The organism is Roseateles sp., from assembly GCF_039595595.1.
Taxonomy (GTDB): domain Bacteria; phylum Pseudomonadota; class Gammaproteobacteria; order Burkholderiales; family Burkholderiaceae_C; genus Roseateles.
In genome coordinates this window covers 1-24,927 of sequence record NZ_JBCNLG010000040.1, presented here as the reverse complement: position 1 = coordinate 24,927, position 24,927 = coordinate 1, and the positions used below count along the sequence as shown (strand labels likewise).

General features: G+C 68.4%; 24 protein-coding genes. 14 read left to right on the top strand and 10 right to left on the bottom strand.

All coding sequences use genetic code 11. The annotated features are described in order from the left end of the window. Positions 1 to 156: 156 nt before the first annotated feature. From ABDW61_RS24875 to moaA, 9 genes are all read right to left on the bottom strand, one after another. On the bottom strand, positions 157 to 726 hold the full coding sequence (locus ABDW61_RS24875) for a DUF2062 domain-containing protein (protein WP_343642648.1): 570 nt from the start codon (positions 724 to 726) through the stop codon (positions 157 to 159). 105 nt (positions 727 to 831) lie between these two features. Further along, complete coding sequence (locus ABDW61_RS24870; RefSeq protein WP_343642646.1) at positions 832 to 1,629, bottom strand: peptidylprolyl isomerase; 798 nt, start codon at positions 1,627 to 1,629, stop codon at positions 832 to 834. 69 nt (positions 1,630 to 1,698) lie between these two features. Further along, positions 1,699 to 2,031 carry a BolA family protein gene (locus ABDW61_RS24865; protein ID WP_343642644.1) on the bottom strand — a complete coding sequence of 111 codons (333 nt, stop codon included), beginning with the start codon at positions 2,029 to 2,031 and terminating at the stop codon, positions 1,699 to 1,701. Then, complete coding sequence (locus tag ABDW61_RS24860; RefSeq protein ID WP_343642642.1) at positions 2,028 to 2,678, bottom strand: septation protein A; 651 nt, start codon at positions 2,676 to 2,678, stop codon at positions 2,028 to 2,030. Before ABDW61_RS24860 ends, ABDW61_RS24865 begins: the two co-directional genes overlap by 4 nt. A 21-nt stretch (positions 2,679 to 2,699) precedes the next feature. Next, positions 2,700 to 3,155 carry a peptide-methionine (R)-S-oxide reductase MsrB gene (msrB, locus tag ABDW61_RS24855; protein WP_343642640.1) on the bottom strand — a complete coding sequence of 152 codons (456 nt, stop codon included), beginning with the start codon at positions 3,153 to 3,155 and terminating at the stop codon, positions 2,700 to 2,702. Next, positions 3,152 to 4,693: a YdiU family protein gene (locus ABDW61_RS24850; RefSeq protein ID WP_343642638.1), complete on the bottom strand. Its 1,542-nt coding sequence runs from the start codon at positions 4,691 to 4,693 to the stop codon at positions 3,152 to 3,154. The genes msrB and ABDW61_RS24850 overlap by 4 nt, the downstream gene beginning before the upstream one ends. Before the next feature lie 68 nt (positions 4,694 to 4,761). Then, positions 4,762 to 5,331, bottom strand: a complete 570-nt coding sequence (locus ABDW61_RS24845) for an N-acetyltransferase (RefSeq protein WP_343642636.1) — start codon at positions 5,329 to 5,331, stop codon at positions 4,762 to 4,764. Further along, positions 5,306 to 5,935, bottom strand: coding sequence for a molybdenum cofactor guanylyltransferase MobA (mobA, locus tag ABDW61_RS24840; protein WP_343642634.1), 630 nt, complete (start codon positions 5,933 to 5,935; stop codon positions 5,306 to 5,308). The genes ABDW61_RS24845 and mobA overlap by 26 nt, the downstream gene beginning before the upstream one ends. Beyond that, on the bottom strand, positions 5,935 to 7,068 hold the full coding sequence (gene moaA, locus ABDW61_RS24835) for a GTP 3',8-cyclase MoaA (RefSeq protein ID WP_343642633.1): 1,134 nt from the start codon (positions 7,066 to 7,068) through the stop codon (positions 5,935 to 5,937). Before moaA ends, mobA begins: the two co-directional genes overlap by 1 nt. Before the next feature lie 149 nt (positions 7,069 to 7,217). Here moaA and ABDW61_RS24830 point away from each other — a divergent pair, with 149 nt between their 5' ends. After that, positions 7,218 to 8,180 carry a carbohydrate kinase gene (locus tag ABDW61_RS24830; protein WP_343642632.1) on the top strand — a complete coding sequence of 321 codons (963 nt, stop codon included), beginning with the start codon at positions 7,218 to 7,220 and terminating at the stop codon, positions 8,178 to 8,180. A gap of 26 nt (positions 8,181 to 8,206) precedes the next feature. On the opposite strand, the gene ABDW61_RS24825 is transcribed toward ABDW61_RS24830, so the two are convergent. Beyond that, complete coding sequence (locus tag ABDW61_RS24825) at positions 8,207 to 8,818, bottom strand: phenylacetic acid degradation protein PaaY (protein WP_343642630.1); 612 nt, start codon at positions 8,816 to 8,818, stop codon at positions 8,207 to 8,209. A gap of 151 nt (positions 8,819 to 8,969) precedes the next feature. Here ABDW61_RS24825 and ABDW61_RS24820 point away from each other — a divergent pair, with 151 nt between their 5' ends. The 13 genes from ABDW61_RS24820 (at position 8,970) to ABDW61_RS24760 (ending at position 24,898) form a co-directional block, all read left to right on the top strand. After that, a complete protein-coding gene (locus tag ABDW61_RS24820; protein ID WP_343642628.1) occupies positions 8,970 to 9,830 on the top strand; it encodes an enoyl-CoA hydratase-related protein in 861 nt (286 codons plus the stop codon). Continuing rightward, on the top strand, positions 9,830 to 10,285 hold the full coding sequence (gene paaI / locus ABDW61_RS24815; protein ID WP_343607366.1) for a hydroxyphenylacetyl-CoA thioesterase PaaI: 456 nt from the start codon (positions 9,830 to 9,832) through the stop codon (positions 10,283 to 10,285). The genes ABDW61_RS24820 and paaI overlap by 1 nt, the downstream gene beginning before the upstream one ends. Positions 10,286 to 10,322: 37 nt before the next feature. After that, positions 10,323 to 11,630, top strand: a complete 1,308-nt coding sequence (gene paaK, locus ABDW61_RS24810) for a phenylacetate--CoA ligase PaaK (RefSeq protein ID WP_343642626.1) — start codon at positions 10,323 to 10,325, stop codon at positions 11,628 to 11,630. Positions 11,631 to 11,639: 9 nt separating this feature from the next. Next, a complete protein-coding gene (gene paaA, locus ABDW61_RS24805) occupies positions 11,640 to 12,641 on the top strand; it encodes a 1,2-phenylacetyl-CoA epoxidase subunit PaaA (protein ID WP_343642624.1) in 1,002 nt (333 codons plus the stop codon). A 46-nt stretch (positions 12,642 to 12,687) separates the two neighbouring features. Continuing rightward, a complete protein-coding gene (gene paaB / locus ABDW61_RS24800) occupies positions 12,688 to 12,993 on the top strand; it encodes a 1,2-phenylacetyl-CoA epoxidase subunit PaaB (RefSeq protein ID WP_343642622.1) in 306 nt (101 codons plus the stop codon). 16 nt (positions 12,994 to 13,009) lie between these two features. After that, positions 13,010 to 13,777 carry a 1,2-phenylacetyl-CoA epoxidase subunit PaaC gene (gene paaC / locus ABDW61_RS24795; RefSeq protein ID WP_343642621.1) on the top strand — a complete coding sequence of 256 codons (768 nt, stop codon included), beginning with the start codon at positions 13,010 to 13,012 and terminating at the stop codon, positions 13,775 to 13,777. 31 nt (positions 13,778 to 13,808) lie between these two features. Further along, positions 13,809 to 14,405, top strand: coding sequence for a 1,2-phenylacetyl-CoA epoxidase subunit PaaD (gene paaD, locus ABDW61_RS24790; RefSeq protein WP_343642620.1), 597 nt, complete (start codon positions 13,809 to 13,811; stop codon positions 14,403 to 14,405). Positions 14,406 to 14,452: 47 nt separating this feature from the next. Then, positions 14,453 to 15,532, top strand: coding sequence for a 1,2-phenylacetyl-CoA epoxidase subunit PaaE (gene paaE / locus ABDW61_RS24785; protein WP_343642618.1), 1,080 nt, complete (start codon positions 14,453 to 14,455; stop codon positions 15,530 to 15,532). A gap of 22 nt (positions 15,533 to 15,554) precedes the next feature. Continuing rightward, entirely contained in the window at positions 15,555 to 16,196 is a 642-nt protein-coding gene (locus ABDW61_RS24780) for a TetR/AcrR family transcriptional regulator (protein ID WP_343642616.1), read from the top strand. Positions 16,197 to 16,289: 93 nt separating this feature from the next. Then, a complete protein-coding gene (locus ABDW61_RS24775) occupies positions 16,290 to 17,447 on the top strand; it encodes an ABC transporter substrate-binding protein (protein WP_343642615.1) in 1,158 nt (385 codons plus the stop codon). After that, positions 17,444 to 19,501 carry a phenylacetic acid degradation bifunctional protein PaaZ gene (paaZ, locus tag ABDW61_RS24770; protein ID WP_343642613.1) on the top strand — a complete coding sequence of 686 codons (2,058 nt, stop codon included), beginning with the start codon at positions 17,444 to 17,446 and terminating at the stop codon, positions 19,499 to 19,501. Before ABDW61_RS24775 ends, paaZ begins: the two co-directional genes overlap by 4 nt. Before the next feature lie 318 nt (positions 19,502 to 19,819). Continuing rightward, positions 19,820 to 22,363 (top strand): hypothetical protein, encoded by a 2,544-nt coding sequence (locus tag ABDW61_RS24765; RefSeq protein ID WP_343642611.1) that lies wholly within the window; start codon positions 19,820 to 19,822, stop codon positions 22,361 to 22,363. A 108-nt stretch (positions 22,364 to 22,471) separates the two neighbouring features. After that, complete coding sequence (locus ABDW61_RS24760) at positions 22,472 to 24,898, top strand: hypothetical protein (protein ID WP_343642610.1); 2,427 nt, start codon at positions 22,472 to 22,474, stop codon at positions 24,896 to 24,898. The last annotated feature ends 29 nt before the right edge of the window (positions 24,899 to 24,927 follow it).

Below are 24,927 nucleotides of genomic sequence, written 5' to 3'. Positions count from 1 at the left end.
AATTCCTCTCGTTGGTCCTTCACGGTGACTGGGCTCCAGGGCAACTTCGTCCTCCCGCTGACTAGGCGGGAAAAGTGTTACCCATGTCCTGGCACACCTGTTACCTATGTCCTCGGTCCATACACCCGTGGGGGCGAGGGAGTTCGTACCGCGCGCTCAGTGACGCGCGTGACGCAGCGCGCGTTCGCGCAGGCGCCGCCGGCGCTCGAAGCGGATGACAGCCCACCAGCCGACGTAGACGATCAGATACAACATTGCGCCGAGTAGCGCGCCGGCCAGCGGCAGGCCCGCCAGCAAGGGCGCGCCCAGCTCCGAAATCCACTGGCTGAGCGCATGCCACCAACTCGCCGGATCGCCCCAGTCCAGCGCCAGCTCCTTCGGCGCCGAGATCGGCCCGTGAATGCCCAGCACCTGGCGGCCCAGGAAAATCGCCAGCGTCCAGATCGGCACCAGCGTCAGCGGATTCGTCAGCCAGGTCGCGGCAATCGCGGCCGCGACGTTGGCACGGCACACGATCGCCACCACCGCCGCCAGCAGCATCTGCGTGGGCAGCGGGATGACGCCTACCGCCAGACCCAGCGCCGCGCCCAGCGCGACACGGCGCCGGTGCGCCACCCACAGCCACGGCCGCTCGCGCAGGTAATGGCCCAGCCACTTCAGACCCTTGGTCTGTTCCAGGGCTTCGGGCGAGGGCAGCAGGCGGCGGGCAAGTCGGGAAGCCGTCATGAAGGAGTCAAGTGGGTACGGAGACCGGAAAAAAGAGCGCCAACCAGATGCGAAAAGCCCGCGCGGCGGTCAGCGGCGCGGGCTCTGCGGGTCGGCGGGACCGGATCAGTTCGCAGAGAACTTGTAATCCGTCTTGGCCTTGGAGCGCAGTTCCTCCTGGAACTCCGCCACCTTCTGCTGCTGCATGCGCTGGATGATCTGACCCTTCACGTCGTCGAAGGCCGGGAACTGCTGCGGACGCGATTCTTCCAGCTTGATGATGTGGAAGCCGAACTGCGACTTCACCGGCTCCTGGGTCATCTCGCCCGGCTTGAGCTTGGCCATCGCGGCGCTGAACTCGGGCACGTAGGCATCCGGCGCGGACCAGCCCAGGTCGCCGCCGTTCTGCGCCGAGCCGGTGTCCTTCGAGTTCTTCGTCGCCAGGTCCTCGAACTTGGCGCCGCCGTTGAGCTGCTTGATCAGCGCCTTGGCGTCGTCTTCCTTCTCGACCAGGATGTGACGAGCGTGGTACTCGGTGCCCGAGGCCTGGGCCTTGAACTTCTCGTACTCGACCTTGGCGTCGGCTTCGGTGATCGGGTTCTTCTTGGCGTAGTCGGAGAACAGCTCGCGGATCAGCAGCGACTGGCGCGCCAGCTCCATCTGGTTCTTGTAGTCGTCGGTCTTGTTCAGGCCGCGCTTCTCGGCTTCCTGCAGGAAGATCTCGCGCAGGACGACCTCGTCCTTGACCTTGGCTTCCATCTCGGGGGTGCGCGGCTGGCCAGCCTTGGTGATCTGGCTGATCAGCACGTCGGCGCGGGCCTTGGGCACCGGCTTGCCGTTCACGAGCGCGATGTTCTGGGCCATGGCCGGCAGGGACACGGCGCCGATGGCCGCCACGGTGGCGGCAAGCACAAACTTCTTCATGATGGGTAAAGGGCCTTTCGACTCCCGGATGAGCGTGAACGCTCCAAAACAAAGCGCCGGCAGGCGGCGCTACTGAGGACCTGGTTTCTGCTGTTCGTCGGGCGCGCGGGCCTCGATGGCCAGTGCGTGGATGCCCTTCTGCATCAGATCGGCGAGCGCATGATATACGAGCCGATGCCGCGCCACCCTGGGTAAACCGGCAAAGCGCGGGCTGACGATTTCGAGGTAATAGTGGCCGCCTTCGCGCGCGCCGGCATGCCCCGCGTGATGGGCGCTGTCGTCGCGCAGCGAGAGCGACACCGGCTCCAGCGCGGCGCGCAGCCGGGCCTCGATCTCGGCTGACGGCGTCGCCGCCGTCACCGCTGAATCAGCCTTGCCCAGAGGGAGCGCGCCGCCGCTCATGGCTTGCGCTCCTCGGCCGCCGGCGCCTCCACTTCCTGCGGCAGATGCCGGCTCATGTAGAGCCCCTGGCCCAGCGTGAACAGCAGGATCAGCCCGGTCGAGCCGAAGGCCTTGAAGTTGGCCCAGGCCTCGGTGCTGAACGAGTAAGCGACGTAAAGATTCGCAAAACCCATCGCCGCGAAGAAGGCCACCCAGGCCCAGTTCAGCCGCGTCCACACCGGATCGGGCAGCGGCAACTCGGCGCCGAGCATCTTGCGCAGCAGGTTGCGGCCCATCACGGCGTGGCTGATCAGGAAGGCTGCCGAGAAGGCCCAATAGAGCATCGTCGGCTTCCACTTGATGAAGGTCTCGTTGTGGAAGTAGACGGTGGCGGCGCCCAGCGTGACGACCAGGCCCAGGCTGATCCACAGCATCAGGTCGACCTTGCGGCGGCGCAGCTTCAGATAGAGCACCTGCGCGATGGTCGCGAGCATGACGACGATGGTGGCGAGCAGCACTGGCGCCTCGGTCGGGCCGACCTTGCCGCCGGAGACCAGGAAGCCCAGGTGCTCGGTGGCGAAGGCCGCCGCCCAGTCGGGCTGTCCATCGGCGTACTTGAACGTGACGAAGAACAGCAGCAGCGGCAGGAAATCGAGCAGGAGCTTCATTCGGAATGGGAACGGCAGCGCTCAGCGCTGGGGCTCGAAGTCTATCGCGGCGGAATTGATGCAGAAGCGCTCGCCCGTCGGCTCCGGGCCATCGGGAAAGACGTGGCCCAGATGAGTGCCGCACTTGTTGCAGCGCACCTCGACGCGGACCATGCCGTGCGTCGAGTCGACGACGCGCTCGACCACCTCGGCGTTGATCGGCTCGTAGTAGCTGGGCCAGCCGCAGCCGGCGTCGAACTTGGTGTCGGCCTGGAACAGCGGCGTGCCGCAGCCCACGCAGTTGTAGCGGCCGGGCTCCCAGTGGTCCCAGTACTTGCCGGTGAAGGCGCGCTCGGTGGCGGCGTGGCGGGCGACCTGGTACTGCGTCGGATCGAGCTGGGCGCGCCATTCGGCATCGGTCTTCTTCACCGGATAGTCGGCGTCGCGGTCGCGGTCCACGGTGGAAGCGTCTTGGATGAACTTGTCGTAGCGGCTCATGATGAACAGGAAACCTCCAGCGTTTGCGCCCAGTCGGGCGGGAATCCGGCGTCCGAGGCCTGCGCCGGCTCGTCGAACGGACGGCGCAGCACCTCCAGCAGGCGGTGGACCTCGGTGAAGTCGCCCGCTTCGGCCCGCTGGATCGCCGTCTCGGCCAGGTGGTTGCGCAGCACCACCGCCGGATTGACCGCGTTCATCCGCCGGGCACGGGTGGCAAGTGCGTCCGCCGGCTCGATCTTCAAGCGCGCGGCATAACGCGCGGCCCAGGCGTCGAAGGCCGCGCGGTCCAGGAACAGGTCGCGCAGCGGCGCCTGGCTCACGGCATCGGCCGGCTGCGCCGGGTCGAAGCCGGCCAGCCGCCGGTGCGCGATCGTGTAGTCGGTCCGATGCGCGGCGAGCAGCCGCAGCCAGTCATCGATCAGCGGGCCGTCCTCGCCGCGCGCGTCGACTTCAGCGCTCAGGCCGAGCTTGGCGCGCATCGCGCCGAGCAGCGCGCTGCCGAAGCGCGCGCGGTAGATCTCCAGCGATTCGATCAGTTCGTCGCCGGCGGCGTCCGGGTCGCTGTCCACGCCCGGCATCAGCGGCAGCAGGGCCTGCGCCAGCGCGTGCAGGTTCCAGAACGCGACCTGCGGCTGGCGCGCGAAGGCGTACCGGCCCTGGTGGTCCGAGTGGTTGCAGATGTGGCCGGGATCGAAGCCGTCCATGAAGCCGAAGGGCCCGTAGTCGATGGTCAGGCCCAGCATCGACATGTTGTCGGTGTTCATCACGCCATGCATGAAGCCCACGGCCTGCCACTGCGCGACCAGTTCGGCCGTCTGCGCGGCGACCTTGGCCAGCGCGGCGGTGACGGGATTGGGCGCGGCGGCGCATTCCGGCGCGTGGTGACGGACGAAGAAGTCGAACAGCTCGCGCGTGCGCGCTTCCATGCCGTGGTGCGTGAAATGCTCGAAGTGGCCGAAACGCAGGAAGCTCGGCGCGACGCGGGTCACGACGGCACCGGTCTCGACACGCTCGCGCTGCACCTTCAGCGCCGTCGAGCCGGTGATCGCCAGCGCGCGGGTGGTCGGGATGCCGAGCGCGGCCATCGCCTCGGAGCAGAGGAACTCGCGGATCGACGAGCGCAGCACCGCGCGGCCGTCGCCGCGGCGCGAGTAGGGCGTCAGGCCCGCGCCCTTGAGCTGCAGCTCGAAATGGCCGTTGGGGCCGTCGACACCGCCCAGCAGCAGTGCGCGGCCGTCGCCGAGCTGGCCGGCCCAGACGCCGAACTGGTGGCCGCTGTAGACGGTGGCGAGCGGCTTCATGCCGGGCAGGCGCGCGTTGCCGCTGAAGGCCTCGAGCAGGCCGGGCCGGGTCCACCAGTCCTGAGGCCAACCGAGCAGGGCGGCGCAATCGGGGCTGGTGGCGACCCAGTGCGGGTCGGGCAGTCCGGTGCCGGGGAGTTCGGTGAAGAAGTCGGGACCGAGGCTCGCGTAGCGATGGGTCCAGCGGGCCGGCTCGGCGCCCGCGAAGGGCTCCGGCGCGGAGAGGGGCGCATTCATCCAGGCAGTTTAGCGAGCGGCTCATGGCCCTGCGGGGCCAGGGGTCCGGTGGAGCGATTCCTGGGGGCTCAGGGCTCAGACCGCAGGTCCAGGCTCATCAGGTCCTTGGCGTGGTAGCTGCCGTCGGCCAGCCGGATCGCGCGCGGCAGATGGCCGTAGCGTGTGAAGCCGGCCCGCCGGTAGAGCGCGATCGCCGCGCGGTTGCCCGCGGTGACGCTCAGCGTCACGGTCTCGAGCAGCGGCTCGCGGCGCAGCAGCGTCAGCGCCTGCTGCAGCAGGTGACGGCCGATGCCCCGGCCGCCGAACTCGTCGTCGACCATCATCCCGATGAGATGCGCGATGTGGCGCACCTTCTGGCGGTTTTCATGCTCGCAGGTGAGCGCGCCCACGAGCCGCTGCCCCTGCCAGGCGCCGAGCGTGAACAGCGACTTGCCGCCCGCCTGCGGATGCAGCCGGACGCGGTAGCTCACCGCCTCGCGCGCGCGCTCGGTGGCGGCGTCGGAGGTGAAGGCCTGCTCGTGGCGCGCCAGCATCGCGTCGCGCAGCGCCTTGTAGGCGTCGAGGTCGCGCTCGGTCAGCAGGCGCAGCGTGATGGCCGGCGGCGCCGGGGCGCTATCGGAGGCGTTCGAGTCGCTCAAGCTCGCTCCTGTCGTTGATGTTGGCGAAGGCGCGATCGTCCTCCGGACGGTCGAAGGAGACCCGCGCCAGCGGCAGTGTTCGCAGCCAGCCCTCGACGCGGCGTTCGCCCGATTGCAAGGCCGCCGCGAGCGCCTCGCGGTGAGAGACATGGATCAGGCTCGCGAGCGGCTGGCTGCGCAGCGGCTCGCCCGGGCCTTCGCGGCCCAGCGCCATCGCCGCCGTCTGCCCGGGCGCCAGGCCGGCGGCGAGCCTTTCCAGCAGATCGATGGGGAGCCAGGGACTGTCGCCACTCGCGGCGAGCAGCCACGCGTCATCGGCGTCGTGGCCGCCGGACTCGTCCGCGAGCGCCGAGAGCCCCGCGAGGATGCCCGCCAGCGGGCCGGGGAAGCCGGGCAGCGCGTCTGGCAGGACGGGAAAGCCCAGGCGCCGGTAGTCGCTCAGGTGGCGGTTGGCGCTGATCAGCACCCGGCCGCCGGTCTGCGGGGCGAGCCGCTCGATGACGTGCGCGACGAGCGGCCGGCCGAGGAAGGGCTGGAGCGGCTTGTCGACGCCCCCCATGCGGGTGGCGCGGCCGCCGCAGAGGATCAGCGCGGTGGCGCGCATCAGCCGCCGATGTAGTGCATCTCGACGCGGCGCGCCGGGCCGGATTCGGAGGCCGGCAGACTGGCGCGCAGCTCGGAGTAGCGATCGCCGCGCAGCGTCCAGAGCGCGCCGAGCGCCGCGGCAATCTCGCCGTCGGAGCGTGGACCGTGCGCGGCATCGCCGCGCAGCAGCGCGCGCAGGTCGTGGCCGTCGCCAGCGAACAGGCAGGTGTAGAGCCGGCCCTCGGTGGACAGGCGCGCGCGGTTGCAGTCGCCGCAGAAGGCCTGCGTGACGCTGGAGATCAGGCCGATCTCGCCGCTGCCGTCGGCGTAGCCCCAACGGGTGGCGGTCTCGCCATCGGCGCCGGGCGCGAGCGGGATCAGATCGGCGTGCTCGCGCAGCCGCGCCAGCACCTGGGCCGAGGGCAGCACCTCGTCCATGCGCCAGCCGTTGCTCATGCCCACGTCCATGTACTCGATGAATCGCAGCACGACGCCGGTGCCGCGGAAGTGGCGCGCCATCGGGACGATCTGGTCGTCGTTGGTGCCGCGCTTGACGACCATGTTGACCTTGATCGGCGCCAGGCCCGCGGCCTGGGCGGCCTCGATGCCGCGCAGCACTTCGGCGACCGGGAAGTCGACGTCGTTCATGCGGCGGAAGATGGCGTCGTCGAGCGCGTCCAGGCTGACGGTGACGCGCTGCAGGCCGGCGTCCTTGAGCGCGAGCGCCTTGCGGGCGAGCAGCGAGCCGTTGGTCGTCAGCGTCAGATCCAGCGGCTGGCCCTGCGGCGTGCGCAGTTCGGCGAGCTGGGCGATCAGCGACTCGAGGTTGCGGCGCAGCAGCGGTTCGCCGCCGGTGAGCCGGAGCTTCTGGACGCCCAGTCCGGCGAAGACGCGGGCGAGGCGCGCGATCTCCTCGAACGACAGCAGGTCGCGGTGGGGGAGGAAGGGGTAGTCCTTGTCGAAGACGTCCTTGGGCATGCAATAGCTGCAGCGGAAGTTGCAGCGGTCGGTGACCGAGATGCGCAGGTCGCGCAGGGGCCGGCCGCGCGCGTCCAGCCACGGGCCGGGGCGCGGCGGCGGCAACGGATGCGGCACGGGAGGCGTCCGCCCGGCCTGGCGCAGGTCGAGCAGCGGAATCACACCATCGGTCATGGGGAGCGATTGTGCCGCTGGCCGCATCGCCTCGTTCGAGGATGGTCAAGCGCGGCGGGGTGTCTCGTGAATCGGACACGGGCCATCGGGTCGTCACCCTGTAGGACTTGTCACTTGCAGCGCCGGCCGGGCGGCGTTCGAATCGCGGCATGAGCTTGACCCCCACGACCGTGGTCCATGCGGACCTGGCCAGCTTCGTCTCCTTCGGCGAAGCCCTCACCGACATGATCCGCGTCGGCCCCGAGACCTGGCACAGCCGCAGCGGCGGCTCGCCGTGGAACGTGGCCATCGCGATGTCGCGCCTGGGGCAGCTCAGCGCCTTCGCCGGCGGACTCAGCAAGGATCCGTTCGGCCAGGCGATCTGGCAGGCCAGCGTCGATGCCAGCCTGGACCTGCGCTTCATCCAGCAGGTCGCCAAGGCCCCGTTGATGGCCTATGTCCATCGCGTCGAACCGCCCGAGTACGCCTTCGTCGGCGATGACAGCGCCGACCTGCATTTCCGCCCCCACGCGCTGCCGGCCGGCTGGCGCCGGGCGCTGCGCTGGGCGCATTTCGGCTCCATCAGCCTGACGCGCGAGCCCCTCGCCGCGCGGCTGATCGCGCTGGCCGAGTCGCTCAAGGACGAGGGCGTGCGCCTGAGCTACGACCCGAACTACCGCATCACGATGGACTCGCGCTACGACCGCACGCTCGAGCGCATGTGCCGGCTGGCCGACGTGATCAAGGTCTCGGACGAGGACCTGCGCGGGCTGTTCCGCAGCCGCGATCACCACCTCGGCCTGGCGCAGATCTCGGCCTGGAACCCGCGCGCGATCGTGATGCTCACGCTCGGCGAGCGCGGCGCGCAGCTCTTTCATCCGAAGGCCGACCTCAGCGCCGCGCCGCCGGAGCTGGAGACCGTCGCCGACACGATCGGGGCGGGCGACGCTGCCATGGCGGGCCTGCTCTACAGCCTGATGAACGGCCCGGCCCAGGATCCCGAGGAGCATCTGCGCTGGGCCGTCGCCGCTGGCGCGGCGGCCTGTTCAGGCGCGGGCGTGAACGGGCTGTCGCCCGGACTGGTGACGTCGCTGATCGACCGCGTGCAGGTCCGCAAGGCCGAACTGGCCTGAGCGCGAACCCTGTCGCGAGGGCCCGTTCAGGCCTCGCCGTCGCGCTTGGCCGCCACCAGCGTCCTCGGGCCGCCAGCCTGCAGGCGAGGGCGGTCCGGCTCTTCCTCGCTCAAGGGCTGCACCTCGACCAGGCTTGCGTGGCATCGCCGGGCGAGCGCTTGATAAGTGCCGGTGCCTTCGCGCTTCCAGCGGATCTCGTCTTCCGTCAGCGGCCGCATCACCTTGGCCGGCAGCCCGGCGATCAGCGAGCGCTCCGGCAGCTTCAGCCCCGCCCGCACGAAGGCGCAGGCCGCGACGATGCTGTACGCGCCGACCTCCGCCTCATCCATGACGACCGCATTCATGCCCACCAGCGCGTCGTGGCGCACCACGCAGCCATGCAACACCGCGCCGTGGCCGATGTGGCCGTTGGTCTCCACCACGGTCTCGGAGTCCGGGAACCCGTGGATCACGCAGGTGTCCTGCACGTTCGCGCCGGCCATCAGCCGGATCCGGCCGAAGTCTCCGCGCAGCGAGGCGCACGGCCCCACATAGCAGTCCGCTCCGACGATCACGTCGCCGATCAGCACCGCCGTCGGATGCACGTGAGCGCTCGGATGAACGACCGGCGACACGCCGTCGATCGCGTAGCTGGGCATGGCCTCTTCTCCGGATAAGGGGTAACCCCAAGTTTCCGGACTTGTGCCGGAAACGATGGGCCCTTAGTATCTACCGACCGGTCGGTAAATAGAAGCCGATCAAAAAAAGCTGAAAAAGCTGAATCCCCCTCAGGCCGAGGAGACAACCCGCATGAGCACCGCCCCCACGACCCCGTCCTCCGCTGAAGAGGCGCCGCTGCTGATCGGCAGCGAAGGCGCCGTCCGCGTCCTGACGCTGAACCGGCCGCAGGCGCTGAACGCGTTCACGACCGGCCTGCTCGGCCAGCTGCGCATCGCGCTGGACGAGGCCGCGCACGACGCCAGCGTGCGGGCGGTGCTCATCACCGGTGCCGGCCGCGCGTTCTGCGCCGGCCAGGACCTGTCCGACCCCCACATCAAGCCCGAGTTCGACGAACAGACGGGCGAGGTCGATCCGCAGCGCAAGCCCAAGGCCAAGGACATCGGCAACCTGCTCGACCACTACTACATCCCGCTGGCGCTGCGCCTGCGCAGCATGCCGGTGCCCACCGTCTGCGCGGTCAACGGCGTGGCCGCGGGCGCCGGCGCGAACTTCGCGCTGGGTTGCGACCTGGTGCTGGCGGGCCAGTCGGCCTCGTTCATCCAGGCCTTCTCCAAGATCGGCCTGGTGCCGGACTGCGGCGGCACCTGGCTGCTGACGCGGCTGGTGGGCCGGGCCCGCGCGATGCAGCTGGCGCTGCTGGGCGACAAGCTGCCCGCGGCCGACGCGCAGGCCTGGGGCCTGATCGGCCGCTGCGTCCCGGACGCGGACCTGCAGAGCGAGGCCATGGCCACCGCGCAGAAGCTGGCGAAGATGCCGACCCGCGCGCTGGTGCAGACGCGCCAGGCGCTCGATGCCTCGATGGACCTGGAGTTCGAGGACGCGCTCAAGCTCGAAGCCAAGCTGCAGAGCCAGCTCGGCTACGCGCATGACTACCTGGAGGGCGCGGCCGCCTTCCTGTCCAAGCGCGCGCCGGTGTTCAAGGACCGCTGATGCGCGAGGCCCTCGATCCACAGCGCATCGCCGAGGCGGTGCGCGACACGATGTTCGCCAATGACCGCGCGTCGCAGGGCCTGGGCCTGCGCATCGACGCGATCGGTCCCGGCACCGCGACGCTGTCGATGACGGTGCGCGAGGACATGCTCAACGGCTTCGACATCTGCCACGGCGGCTTCGTGACGACGCTGGCCGATTCCTGTTTCGCCTTCGCCTGCAACTCGCACAACGAGATGACGGTGGCCTCGGGCTTCGCGATCGACCTCGTCGCGCCGTCCCGGCTGGGGGACGTCCTGACGGCGCGCGCCAGCGAGACCTCGCTGGCCGGCCGCACCGGCGTCTACGACATCCGCATCACCAATCAACGCGACGAGCTGATCGCGGTCTTCCGCGGGCGGTCCTACCGCATGAAGGGCCGGCCCGTGGTGGCGGACCTGCCGCTGCCCGGCTGAGCCGGCCCGAGCCCGCGGCGACAAGGAGACGAGACCCATGACGGTGAAGACCTTCCGGCCCGAGGACCTCGAGCCCATCGAGCGCGCCAGCCAGGACGAACTGCGCGCGCTGCAGCTGCAGCGCCTGAAGTGGACGCTCCAGCATGCCTACGAGAACGTCCCGCACTACAAGGCCGCCTTCGACGCCAAGGGCGTGCATCCCGGCGACCTGAAGGACCTGGCCGACCTGCGCCTGTTCCCGTTCACGACGAAGAAGGACCTGCGCGACAACTACCCGTTCGGCCTCTTCGCAGTGCCGCGCGAGCAGGTCGTGCGGGTGCACGCGTCCTCGGGCACCACCGGCAAGCCGACGGTGGTGGGCTACACGCGGCGCGACATCGACACCTGGGCCGACCTGGTCGCGCGCTCGCTGCGCGCCGCCGGCACGCGCGCGGGCGACATCGTCCATGTCGCCTACGGCTACGGCCTGTTCACCGGCGGCCTGGGCGCGCATTACGGCGCCGAGCGGCTGGGCTGCACCGTGATCCCGATGTCGGGCGGCCAGACCGAGAAGCAGGTTCAGCTGATCCAGGACTTCAAGCCCGACGTGATCATGGTCACGCCGAGCTACATGCAGGTGATCGTCGAGGAATTCGTGCGCCAGGGCCTGGACCCGCGCGCGAGCTCGCTCAAGACCGGCGTGTTCGGCGCCGAGCCCTGGACCGAGGCGATGCGCCGCGAGATCGAGCACAAGGCCGGCATCGACGCGGTCGACATCTACGGCCTGTCCGAGGTGATGGGCCCCGGCGTCGCCTCCGAGTGCATCGAGACCAAGGACGGCCCGGTGATCTGGGAGGACCACTTCTATCCCGAGATCATCGACCCCGAGACCGGCGAGGTGCTGCCCGAGGGCTCGGAGGGCGAGCTCGTCTTCACCTCGCTGAGCAAGGAGGCGCTGCCGGTGATCCGCTACCGCACGCGCGACCTGACGCGGCTGCTGCCGCCGACGGCGCGCAGCATGCGCCGCATGGGCAAGATCGTCGGCCGCAGCGACGACATGCTGATCATCCGCGGCGTCAACCTGTTCCCGACGCAGATCGAGGAACTGGTGCTCGCCGAGCCCGGCCTGTCGGGCCAGTACCAGATCGTCGTCAGCCGCGACGGCCACCTCGACGAGGTCGAGGTGCGCTGCGAGCTTTCCGCCGCGGGCGGCGACGCGCAGGCGGCAGCCAGGTCGCTGCAGCACCGCATCAAGACGCTGATCGGCGTGTCGACCCGCGTGACGGTCGGCGCGCCCGATTCGATCGAACGGACCTTGGTGGGCAAGGCGCGCCGCGTCGTCGACCAGCGTCCGAAGCATTCGTAAGGAGTCCCCATGTACACGCAAGCCATGAGCGTCGGTCCGCAGGACCAGGCGGCCAAGCTGCAGACCGCCGAGGAGCAGCAGCGCAACGAGGCCTTCGAGGCCCGCATCGACGCGGGCGACTTCATCGAGGCCAAGGACTGGATGCCGGAGCACTACCGCAAGACGCTGGTGCGGCAGATCAGCCAGCACGCGCACTCGGAGATCGTCGGCATGCTGCCCGAGGGCAACTGGATCACGCGCGCCCCGACGCTCAAGCGCAAGGCCATCCTGCTGGCCAAGGTGCAGGACGAGGGCGGACACGGGCTCTACCTGTACTCGGCCGCTGAGACGCTGGGCACCAGCCGCGACCAGATGCTGGACGCGCTGCACACCGGCAAGGCCAAGTACAGCTCGATCTTCAACTACCCGACGCTGACCTGGGCCGACATCGGCGTGATCGGCTGGCTGGTCGACGGCGCGGCGATCATGAACCAGGTGCCGCTGTGCCGCTGCTCCTACGGCCCGTATGCGCGCGCGATGATCCGCATCTGCCGCGAGGAATCCTTCCATCAGCGCCAGGGCTACGAGAGCCTGCTGGTCATGATGCGCGAGGGCACCGCGGCGCAGAAGGCGATGGTCCAGGACGCGGTGAACCGCTGGTGGTGGCCGTCGCTGATGATGTTCGGCCCGGCGGACAAGGACTCGCCGAACTCCGAGCAGTCGATGCGCTGGGGCATCAAGCGCCTGACCAACGACGAGCTGCGTCAGAAGTTCGTCGATGCGACCGTGCCGCAGGCCGAGATCCTCGGCGTGACGCTGCCCGACCCCGAGCTGAAGTGGAACGCCGAGCGCGAGCACCACGACTTCGGCGCGATCGATTGGGCCGAGTTCTGGCGCGTGGTCGGCGGCAACGGCCCCTGCAACACCGAGCGCATGGCCACCCGCGTCAATGCCTGGGAGGAGGGCGCCTGGGTGCGCGACGCCGCGCTCGCCCACGCAAAGAAGCGCGCCACCGCCGCCCAGGCGGCCTGATCGCGCGATCGGCCTCCACCGCCACGACCTTCCGAGCACACGCATCATGAGCATCAATCAAACGACCGGCGCCAACGAATGGCCCCTGTGGGAAGTCTTCGTCCGCAACAAGGCGGGCCTGGACCACAAGCACTGCGGCAGCCTGCATGCGCCCGACGCGAAGATGGCCCTGCAGATGGCCCGCGACGTCTACACCCGCCGCCAGGAAGGCGTGAGCATTTGGGTCGTGCCGTCGTCCGCGATCGTCGCCTCGGACCCGGGCGAGAAGTCCATGTACTTCGACCCGATGGAGGACAAGGTCTACCGCCATCCGACCTTCTATGAGCTGCCCGAGCAGCTCGACCACATGTGAGGCCGCGGCAATGAGCATGTCCGTTCAACCCGGCCAGCGCGCGGAGGTCCAGTACCTGCTGCGCCTCGGCGATGCCTGCCTGGTGCTGTCGCACCGGATCTCGGAATGGATCGGCCACTCGCCGGTGCTGGAAGAGGACCTGGCGCTGGGCAACATCGCGCTGGACCTGCTGGGCCAGGCGCGCGCGCTGCTGACCCGCGCCGGCCAGCTCGGCGAGCAGCCGCTCGACGAGGACCAGCTCGCCTACCTGCGCGAGGAGCGTCACTACCTGAACCCGGTGCTGATGGAGCTGCCGCGCGGCGACTTCGCGTTCACGCAGGCGCGCAACCTGATCGCTGCCTGCTGGCTGCTGCCGCTGTGGACGCGGCTGCAGGCCTCGAGCGACGCGGAAGTCGCCGCCATCGCCGCCAAGGCCGTGAAGGAGGTGCGCTACCACCAGCAGCACGCCGCCGAGTGGGTCGTGCGCCTGGGCGATGGCAGCGAGGAATCGACCCGCCGCATGACGGCGGCGCTGGCTGCGCTGTGGCCCTACGTGAACGAGCTGTTCGCGTCGGACGCCGTCGATGCCGCCGCCGAGGCGAGCGGCCTGGGCCCGGCCTGGTCCTCGCTCAAGCCGGACTGGGACGCCGCGATGGACGAGGTGCTGGCCGAGGCGCGCCTGGCCCGCCCGAAGGACACGCCGCACGTCTACGCCGGCGTGCGCGGCGTCCACAGCGAGCACATGGGCCATCTGCTGTCGACGATGCAGTCGTTGCAGCGCGCCTATCCCGGCGGGGTGTGGTGAGCGCGGCGACCCCCACGCTTCGAGGACCACCATGAACACTGCCCCGACGCCCTCGCACCTGGCCTGGCTGTCGTCACTGACGCCAGCCGGTCCGCGTCCGGCCTCGTCCGACGCGGGGCCCGGTCCCACGGACCTCGGCTGCGGGCGCCTGTCCGCGGCCTGGGAGGTGCTGTCGCAGGTCCTCGATCCCGAGGTGCCGGCGGTGTCGCTGGTGGAGCTCGGCATCGTGCGCGACCTGCGCGAGACCGCCGATGGCCTGGAGGTCGTGCTGACGCCGACCTACTCCGGCTGTCCCGCGACCGAGGCGATCGAGCAGAGCGTGCGCGAGGCGCTGGCCCGCTTCGGCGAGATCACCGTCACGATGCGCCGCGCGCCGGCCTGGACCACCGACTGGATCACCGACGAGGGCCGCGAGAAGCTGCGCCGCTATGGCATTGCGCCGCCGGGGCCGGTGGACGCGGGGCAGGGGGTGCCGGTGCGCGTCGTCCGCCGCCGCGAGGCCATCGCCTGCCCGCGCTGCGGCAGCGCGCACACCGAGCAGCTGTCCGCCTTCGGATCGACCGCCTGCAAGTCGCTGTACCGCTGCCTCGCCTGCCGCGAGCCCTTCGAACACTTCAAGCCGATCTGAGCCGCCGCCCGGTCGCGCCCTCCCTTCACGATTCACCCGCCATTGCCATGAGCCTGCACTTCCACCCGCTGCGCCTGCGCGCCAAGCACCAGGACACCGACGACGCCGTCGTGCTGTGCTTCGACGTGCCGGAGGCGCTGCGCGACACCTTCCGCTTCACGCAGGGCCAGTACCTGACGCTGCGCGGCGACGTCGGCGGCCAGGACCTGCGCCGCTCGTACTCGATCTGCGCCGGCGTCGACGACGGCGAGCTGCGCGTGGGCGTGCGCCAGGTCGATGGCGGCGCCTTCTCGACCTGGGTCCACCAGCATTTGAAGGCCGGCGACGAGGTCCAGGTCTTCCCGCCGCAGGGCCGGTTCCACGTGCCCATCGACCCGGCGTCGGCGCGGCACTACGTCGGCATCGCGGCGGGCTCGGGCATCACGCCCATCCTGTCGATCATGAAGACGGTGCTCGCGCGCGAGCCGATGAGCCGCTTCACGCTGATCTACGGCAACCGCCGGCCGGCCTCGGCGATGTTCAAGGAAGAGCTCGAGGACCTGAAGAACCGCTACATGACGCGGCTGACGCTGCATCACGTGTTCTCGCGCGAGCATGTCGACGCCCCGCTGATGGCGGGCCGGCTGGACCGGGCCAAGCTGGGCGAGTTCCTGGCCGGGCCGGTGCCGGCGGCCGGCATCGACCAGGTCTTCGTCTGCGGCCCGTTCGAGATGAACGAGCAGGCCGAGGCCGCGCTGCGCGCCGCCGGCGTGCCCGAGGACCGGATTCACATCGAGCGCTTCGGCACGCCCGAGATGCAGACCGGCCGTCCCGCGCCGCACGAGATCCATGACGAGGACGCGGAGGCCGCGCGCGTCGTGGTGATCCGCGATGGCGTGTCGCGCGAGATCGAGTTCCGCAAGAGCGATCCCAGCCTGCTCGATGCCGCGGCGCGGGCCGGCATGGACGTGCCGTTCTCATGCAAGTCGGGCGTGTGCTCGACCTGCCGCTGCAAGCTGATCGAGGGCGAGGTCCGGATGGATAAGAATTTCGCCCTCGAGAAGCACGAGGTGGCGGCCGGATTCATCCTCAGCTGTCAGGCCCATGCCCTGACGCCGCGCGTCGTGATCTCGTTCGACGAACGCTGACGCACAAGGACTAGAACGACCCATGGCCCGAGGTAGAGCTCCCGGATTCGATGCCACCCGCGAGGAGATCCTCGCCCAGGCGGCACGCCTGTTCGCCAACCAGGGCTACCCGGCGACCTCGATGAACCAGGTCGCCGAGGCCTGCTCGGTCAGCAAGCCCACGCTGTACCACTACGTGCGCGACAAGCACGAGCTGTTGGCGCAGATCTGCCAGAACCACCTGCAGCACCTGGTCGATCTGGTCGACGAGGTGGCGGCGCAAGGCCTGGCCCCGCAGGAGCATCTGCGCGGGCTGATCCATCGCTTCGTGCAGGCCTACGGCGAGGCGCAGAACGAGCACCGCGTCCTGACCGAGGACCTGAAGTTCCTGGACGACGAGCACCGCGAGCGCATGGTCGAGGTGGAGCGGCAGGTGGTGGGCCGCTTCGCCGACGCGGTGGCCGCGGTGCGGCCGGAGCTGCGCGGCGCGCAGTTGCACAAGCCGCTGACCATGCTGCTGTTCGGCATGATCAACTGGACCTTCACCTGGCTGCGCCCCGATGGCGCGCTGACCTACGAGGCGGTCGCGCCGATGGTGGCCGACCTGTTCTTCGGCGGCCTGGGCGCGGTCCGGACCGAAGCCGCCGACCCGGCCCCGCGCGATCCCGCGCCGCAAGTCTCATGAAGGTTTCGCGGAGGAGCATCGCCCCCTTGCAGTCGCAGTAGCAGTACCTCCCATTCCTTGCGTTCCTGAACAACGACATTCCGAGGAGACGACATGACACGCATCGAGAAGACCCTGCTGGCCGTGGCCGGCGCCGCGCTGATGGCCGTGGGCGGCGCCGCCCGGGCCGACATCAACGTCGGCGTGACGGTGTCGGCGACGGGGCCGGCGGCCTCGTTGGGCATTCCGGAGAAGAACACTTTCGCGTTGATGCCCAAGACCATCGCCGGGCAGAAGGTCAACTACATCATCCTGGACGACGCGTCGGACACGACCACCGCGGTGGCCAACACCCGCAAGCTGATCACCGAGCACAAGGTCGATGTGGTGGTGGGTTCGACGGTCACGCCGAACTCGCTGGCGATGATCGATGCGGTGTCGGAGGCGCAGGTGCCGATGATCTCGATGGCGGCGTCGGCGCGCATCGTCGAGCCGATGGATGCGAAGAAGAAGTGGGTCTTCAAGACGCCGCAGAACGACATCATGATGGCGCTGGCCATCGCCAGCCACATGCAGGCGCAGGGCGTGAAGACGGTGGCCTACATCGGCTTCGCCGATGCGTATGGCGAGGGCTGGTACGGCGAGTTCAACAAGGTCGCCGCGAGCAAGGGCCTGAGCATCGTCGCCAACGAGCGCTACAACCGCACCGACACCTCGGTGACCGGCCAGGTGCTGAAGATCATGGCGGCCAAGCCCGACGCGGTGCTGGTGGGCGGCAGCGGCACGCCGGCGGCGCTGCCGCAGAAGACGCTCAAGGAGCGCGGCTACGCGGGCAAGTACTACCAGACCCACGGCGTGGCCAACAACGACTTCCTGCGCGTGGGCGGCAAGGACGTGGAGGGCACCTTCCTGCCCTCGGGCCCGGTGCTGGTCGTGGACCAGTTGCCGGCCGAGCATCCGGCCAAGAAGAGCGCCAAGGCCTACGTGACCGAGTACGAGAAGGTCTACGGCAAGGGCAGCGTGTCGACCTTCGGCGGCCATGCCTGGGACGCGGGCCTGCTGCTGCAGGCGGCGATTCCGAACGCGATCAAGAAGGGGCAGCCCGGCACGCCGCAGTTCCGCGCGGCGCTGCGCGATGCGATCGAAGGCGTGAAGGAACTGCCGGCCGCGCACGGCGTGTTCACGATGTCGCCGAATGACCACCTGGGCCTGGACCAGCGCGCACGCGTCATGGTCAAGATTGAAAACGGAACCTGGAAATATCAGCCATGAGCCTCAGCGCCACCCCCGTCCTCCAAAGCCTGATTGCCGGTCGCTGGATCGGCTCGACCGCCGCGCGCGGCCTGCACAGCGCCATCAACGGCCGGCTGGTGGCGCAGACCCATGCCGAGGAGATCGACTTCGGCGAGAGCCTGCACTTCGCGCGACGGCAGGCGCTGCCGTCGCTGCTCGCGCTGGACTTCCAGCAGCGCGCGGCGATCCTCAAGGCCTTGGCCACCTACCTGCAGGACCGCAAGGAAGCGCTGTACGCGATCTCCGCGCACACTGGCGCCACGCGGCCGGATTCGTGGATCGACATCGAAGGCGGCTTCGGCACGCTCTTCGCGTACGCGTCGATGGGCCGGCGCGAGCTGCCGTCCAGCAACATCGTTCATGAAGGCCCGGCCCAGCAGCTCGGCAAGGTCGGCCAGTTCATGGGCACGCATGTGCTGGTGCCCAAGCGCGGCGTCGCGGTCCACATCAACGCGTTCAACTTCCCGATGTGGGGGATGCTGGAGAAGTTCGCGCCGAGCTTCCTGGCTGGCATGCCCTGCATCGTCAAGCCGGCCACCGCCACGAGCTACGTCGCCGAGGCCTGCGTGCGCCTGATCGAGGAGTCCGGCCTGCTGCCGGCCGGCGCGTTGCAGCTGGTCATCGGGGGTTCGGGCGATCTGCTGGACCGGCTGGAGGAAACCGATGTGGTGACCTTCACCGGCTCGGCGGACACGGCGGCGCAGCTGCGCGTCAACGCGAACCTGATTCGCCGCTCGGTGCCGTTCAACGCCGAGGCGGACAGCCTGAACTGCTCGATCCTGGCGCCGGATGTGCAGCCGGGCGATCCGGAGTTCGACCTCTTCGTGAAGGAGGTGATGCGCGAGATGAGCGCCAAGGCGGGTCAGAAGTGCACGGCGATCCGGCGCGCGATCGTGCCGGCGGCGCAGGCCGATGCGGTGGCCGCGGCGCTGCGCGAGCGGCTGGCGAAGATCAAGATCGGCGATCCGTCCATCGAGGGCGTGCGCATGGGCGCGCTGGCGTCGAAGGCGCAGCAGGCCGACGTGGCCGAGCGCCTGGCGCAGCTCGCGCAGGGTAACGAGATCGTCTTCGGCGAGCGCGATGGCTTCGCGCCGGTGGGCGAGGGCGTGGGCGATGGCGCCTTCTTCGCGCCGACGCTGCTGCTGTGCCGCGACGCGATGCGCAACGAGGCGGTGCACAGCGTCGAGGCCTTCGGGCCGGTGTCGACGCTGATGACCTACGGCGACTTCGACGAGGCGCTGGCGCTGGCGGCCAAGGGGCGTGGCAGCCTGGTGGGCTCGGTGATCACGAAGACGCCGGCGCTGGCGGCGCAGGCCGTGTACCACGCGGCCGCCTTCCACGGCCGGCTGCTCGTGCTGGACCGCGACGCGGCCGGTGAGTCGACGGGCCATGGCTCGCCGCTGCCGATGCTCAAGCACGGCGGTCCCGGGCGCGCGGGTGGCGGCGAGGAGCTGGGGGGCATTCGTGCCGTGAAGCACTACCTGCAGCGCTGCGCGGTGCAGGCCTCGCCGACGATGCTGACGGCGATCACCGGCGAGTACGTGCGCGGCGGCAAGGTGACGGAGGACGCGATCCATCCGTTCCGCAAGCACTTCGAGGAGATTCAGGTCGGGGACTCGCTGCTGACGCATCGGCGCACGGTGTCGGAGGCGGACATCGTCAACTTCGGCGGCATCAGCGGCGATTTCTTCTACATGCACTTCGACGAGGTGGCGGCGAAGGACACGCAGTTCGGGCAACGCATCGCGCACGGCTACTTCGTGCTGTCGGCGGCGGCGGGGCTGTTCGTGTCGCCGGCGCCGGGGCCGGTGCTGGCGAATTACGGGCTGGACACGCTGCGCTTCGTGAATCCGGTGGCGATCGGCGACACCATCCAGGCGCGGCTGACCTGCAAGCGGCGCATCGACCGCGGCAATCGGCCGGATCAGCCGCCGCAAGGCGTGGTGGCGTGGGACGTGCAGGTGACCAACCAGCGCGGCGAGCTGGTGGCGAGCTACGACATCCTGACGCTGGTGGCGAAGAAGGCGGCGTGAGACAGCGGCCTTGCCGGGAGGCAAGGCCTGGCCCTGTGAGGGCGCGGTGAGACCTGTAAAGGGCAGGGGAGCTCGCCTGCGCGTCATCTTCCTCCGGCAGAATCGCGGCCACATTCAATCAGGGAGAGAGGCGGCCCGGCATCGAGCGCGACAGACGCTCGCCGGACCCTCGCGCATCGGCTCATGCTCATGAGCCGCGCCTCCCTGCTGCCGTTTTTCTTGCAGATCGGGTGAGGAGCGATGACGCTATCAATTGCCATGCGTGCGTGCCTGCGGGCCGTGCAATCTCTTGTTTCTTCCAGAGGCGCGGCTGCGGCCATGCTCTGGCTCATGGCGGTGCTGACCGCCGGTCCGGCGATGGCCAGCGAGCGGCTGATGCCGTCGGAGTGGACGATGGGCGCGGCGGAGTACAGCGGCATTGCCTGCACCGAATCAGGTGGGGGATGGACCTACGCCGGCGCGGTCTACCACACCGCTCGTTCGGACGGTGCGCCTGGGCGTCCTGAGCAATACTTCGCAAGCTACCTGGCACTGATCAGAGGCAGCCAGTGTTCGGCGGAGACCGCTTGCAACAGCAAGATCGAATGGTCGGTGACGCAGCCTTGTGAGGTCCAGGGCACGAGCTCGAGCAACGCCATGGCGCGTTGCACGTTTCAGGGCAAGTACACCGATAAATGCGGGTGGAACGCGCCGAGCGAAGTCACGATCGAAGGGTTCGTGAGCGCCTCCAAGGTCTGCGACAAGTACTACGACCCGCAAAGCCGGCAATGCGTCTGCCCGGAGGGCGAGGTGTACGTGAAGACATCCGACGGCGGCTACTGCAAGGCGGTCCGTGATCGAGTGATCGCCACGCCGTGCAAGACCTGCTACGGCAATCCGATCTTTCCGGAGCAGGGCCTGAAGGTGCAGACGCTCACCGCCGGCTGGCAGCCATGGACGGGACTGAAGCTGACCTTCAGTTCGATGAGCAAGCTGCCCTATGGAGAGGGCCAAGCCGCCTATCTGCGATCGGATCCTCCGACGTTCGGGCCGATGTGGACGGCGAGCATCGACAAGGTGGTCTACACGTCCGTCAGCGGGGGGATCACGCTCGTCAACGTGGCCCGCGGCAGCGGGGACTGGACGAGCTTCCTGCAGTCCGGTACCGGCTTCAATCCGGTCGGCGCGCAGATCAACGACCAGCTCACGAAGACCGCGCAGGGCTTCTCCTACCGCGATGCAGCCAGTCAGGTGATCGAGGAATACAACGCGCGCGGCATGCTCATCAAGGTCACGGCGCTTGACGGACGGAGCCTGACGGTCGCGCGCACGACGCTGGATGCGCCGACCGAAGCGTCGCCTGATGAAGGGCTGCCGCTGTCGCTGACGGACCACTTCGGCCGCCGCTGGACCTTCGAGTACACGCGCATGGGGGCGGAGTCGAGGTCGCGGGCCTCCGCGATCGTGGATCCGGGCGGCCGGCGCGTGGTGATCGGCTACGGCGCCAACGAACAGATCTCGCGCGTTGAGTGGCCGGATGGTTCGGCACAGCAGATGCTGTACGAGCGCAGCGACTTGAACTGGGCGCTGACGGGCTATCTCGACGAGAGCGGCGTTCGCGCCGGGACCTACGGCTACGACGGCCAAGGACGGGCCATCTCTTCCGAGCGGGCGCTGGGACTGGACAAGTACATCGCGTCCTGGGATGAAGCACCTCGCCTGTCGACGAAACAGTCGTACGACCCGGCGAGCGGCGTGACTTGGGTGGATCACGTGCTGCAGCCGCCGAAGGGGTTGAAGGTCCAACTGCCCAACGGGCAGGTGCAGGAGCTGCAGTCGGCAACCTTATTCGGCACATCGATGTGGACCACGAAGACGCAGGCGCCGGGCGCGGGCAGCGCGCAGGCGACGACCTCGCGCGTGCTCGACGATCACATGAACGTCACGCGGCTCGATGACTTCAATGGCAATCGCAGCTGCATGAGCTACGACATGGCGCGCAATCTGGAGACGGCGCGCGTGGAAGGCCTGACGCTGGCGACGGATTGCAGCGCCGTGATGGGCGCCTTGCCGGCAGGCGCGCGCAAGGTGTCGACGCAATGGCACCCGGATTGGCGCGTGGCGACGAAGACGGCGGAGCCGCGCCGCATCACGACGCTGGTCTTCAATGGCCAGCCCGATCCGTTCAACGGCGGCGCAGTCGCGAGCTGCGCGCCAGCCTCGGCGCTGTTGCCGGACGGCAAGCCCATCGTTGTGCTGTGCAAGAGCGTCGAGCAGGCGACGACCGATGAGACCGGGGCGCAGGGCTTCGACGCGACGGCGCAAAGCGGGGTGCCCGCTCGCGCGACGAGCTGGACGTACAACGCGATGGGCCAGGTGCTCGCCGAGACCGACCCGCGCGGCAAGGTCGTCGTGACCAACGACTACTACACCGACACGACCGCCGACCACACCAAGGGCGACCTCAAGTCCTCGATGAATAGCGCCGGCCATCTGACACAGTTCCCGCGCTACAACGCCTATGGCAAGCCGCTGGAGGTCATCGACGCCAACTTGGTCTCGACCACCTATGGCTATGACCTTCGCCAGCGCCTGACCTCGGTGTCCACCGGGGGATCAACCACCAGCTACGAGTACTGGCCCCCCGGGCTGCTCAAGAAGACGACACATCCCGATGGCGCGATCGTGACTTATGAATACGACGACGCGCATCGCTTGACCGCCGTGGCCGACGGCCAAGGCAATCGCATCGAGTACACGCTGGACCAGAGCGGCAATCGGACCGCGGAACAAGCCAAAGACCCGCAAGGCACGCTCAAGCGAACCATGAGCCGCGTCTTCGACGCACTGGGCCGGGCACAACAAACAACAGGCAGGGAGTGAGAAGTGAGAAAGCTGTTCCGGCACACGGGATGTGCCCTTGTTTTCGCTCTTGTTGCGGGTTCAGCGCAAGCTGCCGACTGCTGGACAGTGCGAGAGACCAGTTATGAGATGTCTCTTGCGCTGGAGGGAAGTGGAATTGGCAATCGTTGCTTTGGCGATCCCGGTGAGCTCATCGGCACAATGACGTCGACCGCGCAACCCTGGTTCGATCTCCCGCGGCGCCAGGAAAACTCCGGATCCTGGGAATACCGCCAAGTCTCATATGACTCGTGTGGCAAGGATCTGCCTGACTCTGCCATTCCGGATCGGCCATTGATCACCTGCGGCTACACCACCCGTCTGAGAGTCGAGTACGACAATGGGTTGATCGAAAACTACACGCCAAACTCCCGCAAGTTCAAGATTTATCTCTCATGCGGCGACTCACTCGGTACTCGCTCGCTGGACGGAACGCCAAGCTCGTGCATCAAGGTGCGCACGTCGGTGCCTTCGGTGAAGAGTTGTCCCGGTGTGGGCAATCCGATCCGCCCGTTGGACGGCACGAAAGATCAGACCATTGATATCGTCGCCTGGGGGCGACAACACGCGTTGCGAGCGACCTATGCAGGTCTGCGCCAACGGCTCAACGTGGGCATTGACGCGAGAGGTCAGCGGTCATTCGGATCGACGTGGTTCAGCAACCTGCACCGTGGTGTGAACGTGGAGGCCTATGGCTGGGGTAGCGCCTATCAGCAATACCAGTTCCAACGCGGCGATGGCATCTGGAAGACCTTCGTGGCGAGCGGCACCGCTGCCGCCAGTGTTCTCGAAGTGGATCGAATTCCGACCGCCCCATCAAGTGGTCAGAATCGCTGGCTCTACTTCGACGCCACGGCCGGTGCGGTCGAGTTGCACACCGGCACTGTCAGCGCGGAGCTGACGAAGATCGGTTACATCGACGGTCGCTCGTTGAGCTACACGTATGGCGATGTGATCCTCAATCAGTCGGAACGCGTCAAGGACTTGACTGGGACCCGCGTGTTGCTGTCGATCACCGACGAGAGCGGTCGGCGACTGAGCTTCGAGTACGAGCCCGATGTGCGGTTCACGCCGTATTCCTGGGTCCCTCGCATCAAGGCGGTGATCGATCCGGCCGGACGCCGTTACGAGTTCCGCTATGGCGGCCAGGAGCTGATCGCGGTCATGTACCCGGACGGCAACTCCCGCCGATACGAGTATGTGAATGGTCTCCTGGCCCGAATGATCGGAGAGGATGACGTCGTTCTCGGACGCTATATCTATGACGACGACGGTCGGGCCATCTCCACGCAGACGGGCTCCGTCGGTCCGCAGTGGCAGACGGCGTGGGACCGGGCACCGACCTGGACCTTTGTCGAGGAAGTGGTGGAGAGCAATCGACTCGCGGTCCGTACACTGCGGCCTCCCGAGGCCGTGACGGCCACTCTGGCCGGACCCGATGGCCGAACGTCGACGATGACCAGCGAGGTCATTGGCGGCACGGCGATGCTGAAGTCGCGTAGCCAACCCGCGGGTGCGGGGTGCGAGGCTGCCACATCGAGCATGGACTACGACGCCGCAGGCAACGTGGTTCGACGAGTGGACTTCAACGGTCGGCAGTCGTGCCATGCGTATGTGGCGGGACGCCATTTGGAATCGACACGGGTCGAAGGCCTCGCCGCCGGTGCGGCCTGCTCCGCGTCCTTGCCTGCAGGAGCGACGCTGCCGGCTGATGCTAGAAAGGTGAGTTCTCAGTGGCATCCGGACTGGCGCATGGCTACCCGGACCGCCGAACCACGCCGCATTACGACGTTCGTCTACAACGGCCAGCCAGACCCGTTCAACGGCAACGCGGTGGCGAGCTGCGCGCCGGCCAGCGCGCTGCTGCCCGATGGCAAGCCCATCGTGGTGCTGTGCAAGCGCGTGGAGCAGGCGACAACCGACGAGAGCGGTGCGCAAGGCTTCAATGCGACGCTGCAGTCCGGCGTACCGGCCCGCTCGACAAGCTGGACCTATGACGCCACCGGCCAAGTGCTCACGGAGACCGACCCGCGCGGCAAGGTGGTCGTGACCAACGAGTACTACACCGACACGACGACCGACCACACCAAGGGCGACCTCAAGTCCTCGATGAACAGCGCCGGCCACCTGACGCAGTTCCCGCACTACAACGCCTACGGCAAGCCGCTAGAAGTGGTCGACGCCAACTTGGTCTCGACCACCTATGGCTATGACGCGCGCCAGCGCCTGACCTACGTATCTACCGGCGGTTCAACCACCAGCTACGAGTACTGGCCCACTGGGTTGCTCAAGAAGACGACACAGCCCGATGGCGTGATCGTGACCTACGAGTACGACGACGCGCATCGCTTGACCGCCGTGGCCGATGGCCAAGGCAATCGCATCGAATACACGCTGGACCAGAGCGGCAACCGGACCACGGAAGCCGCCAAAGACCCGCAAGGCACGCTCAAGCGGACCATGAGCCGCGTCTTCGACGCGCTGGGCCGGGCACAACAAACAACAGGCAGGGAGTAATTCATGCAAGGCAAGAAATGGCACTGGCA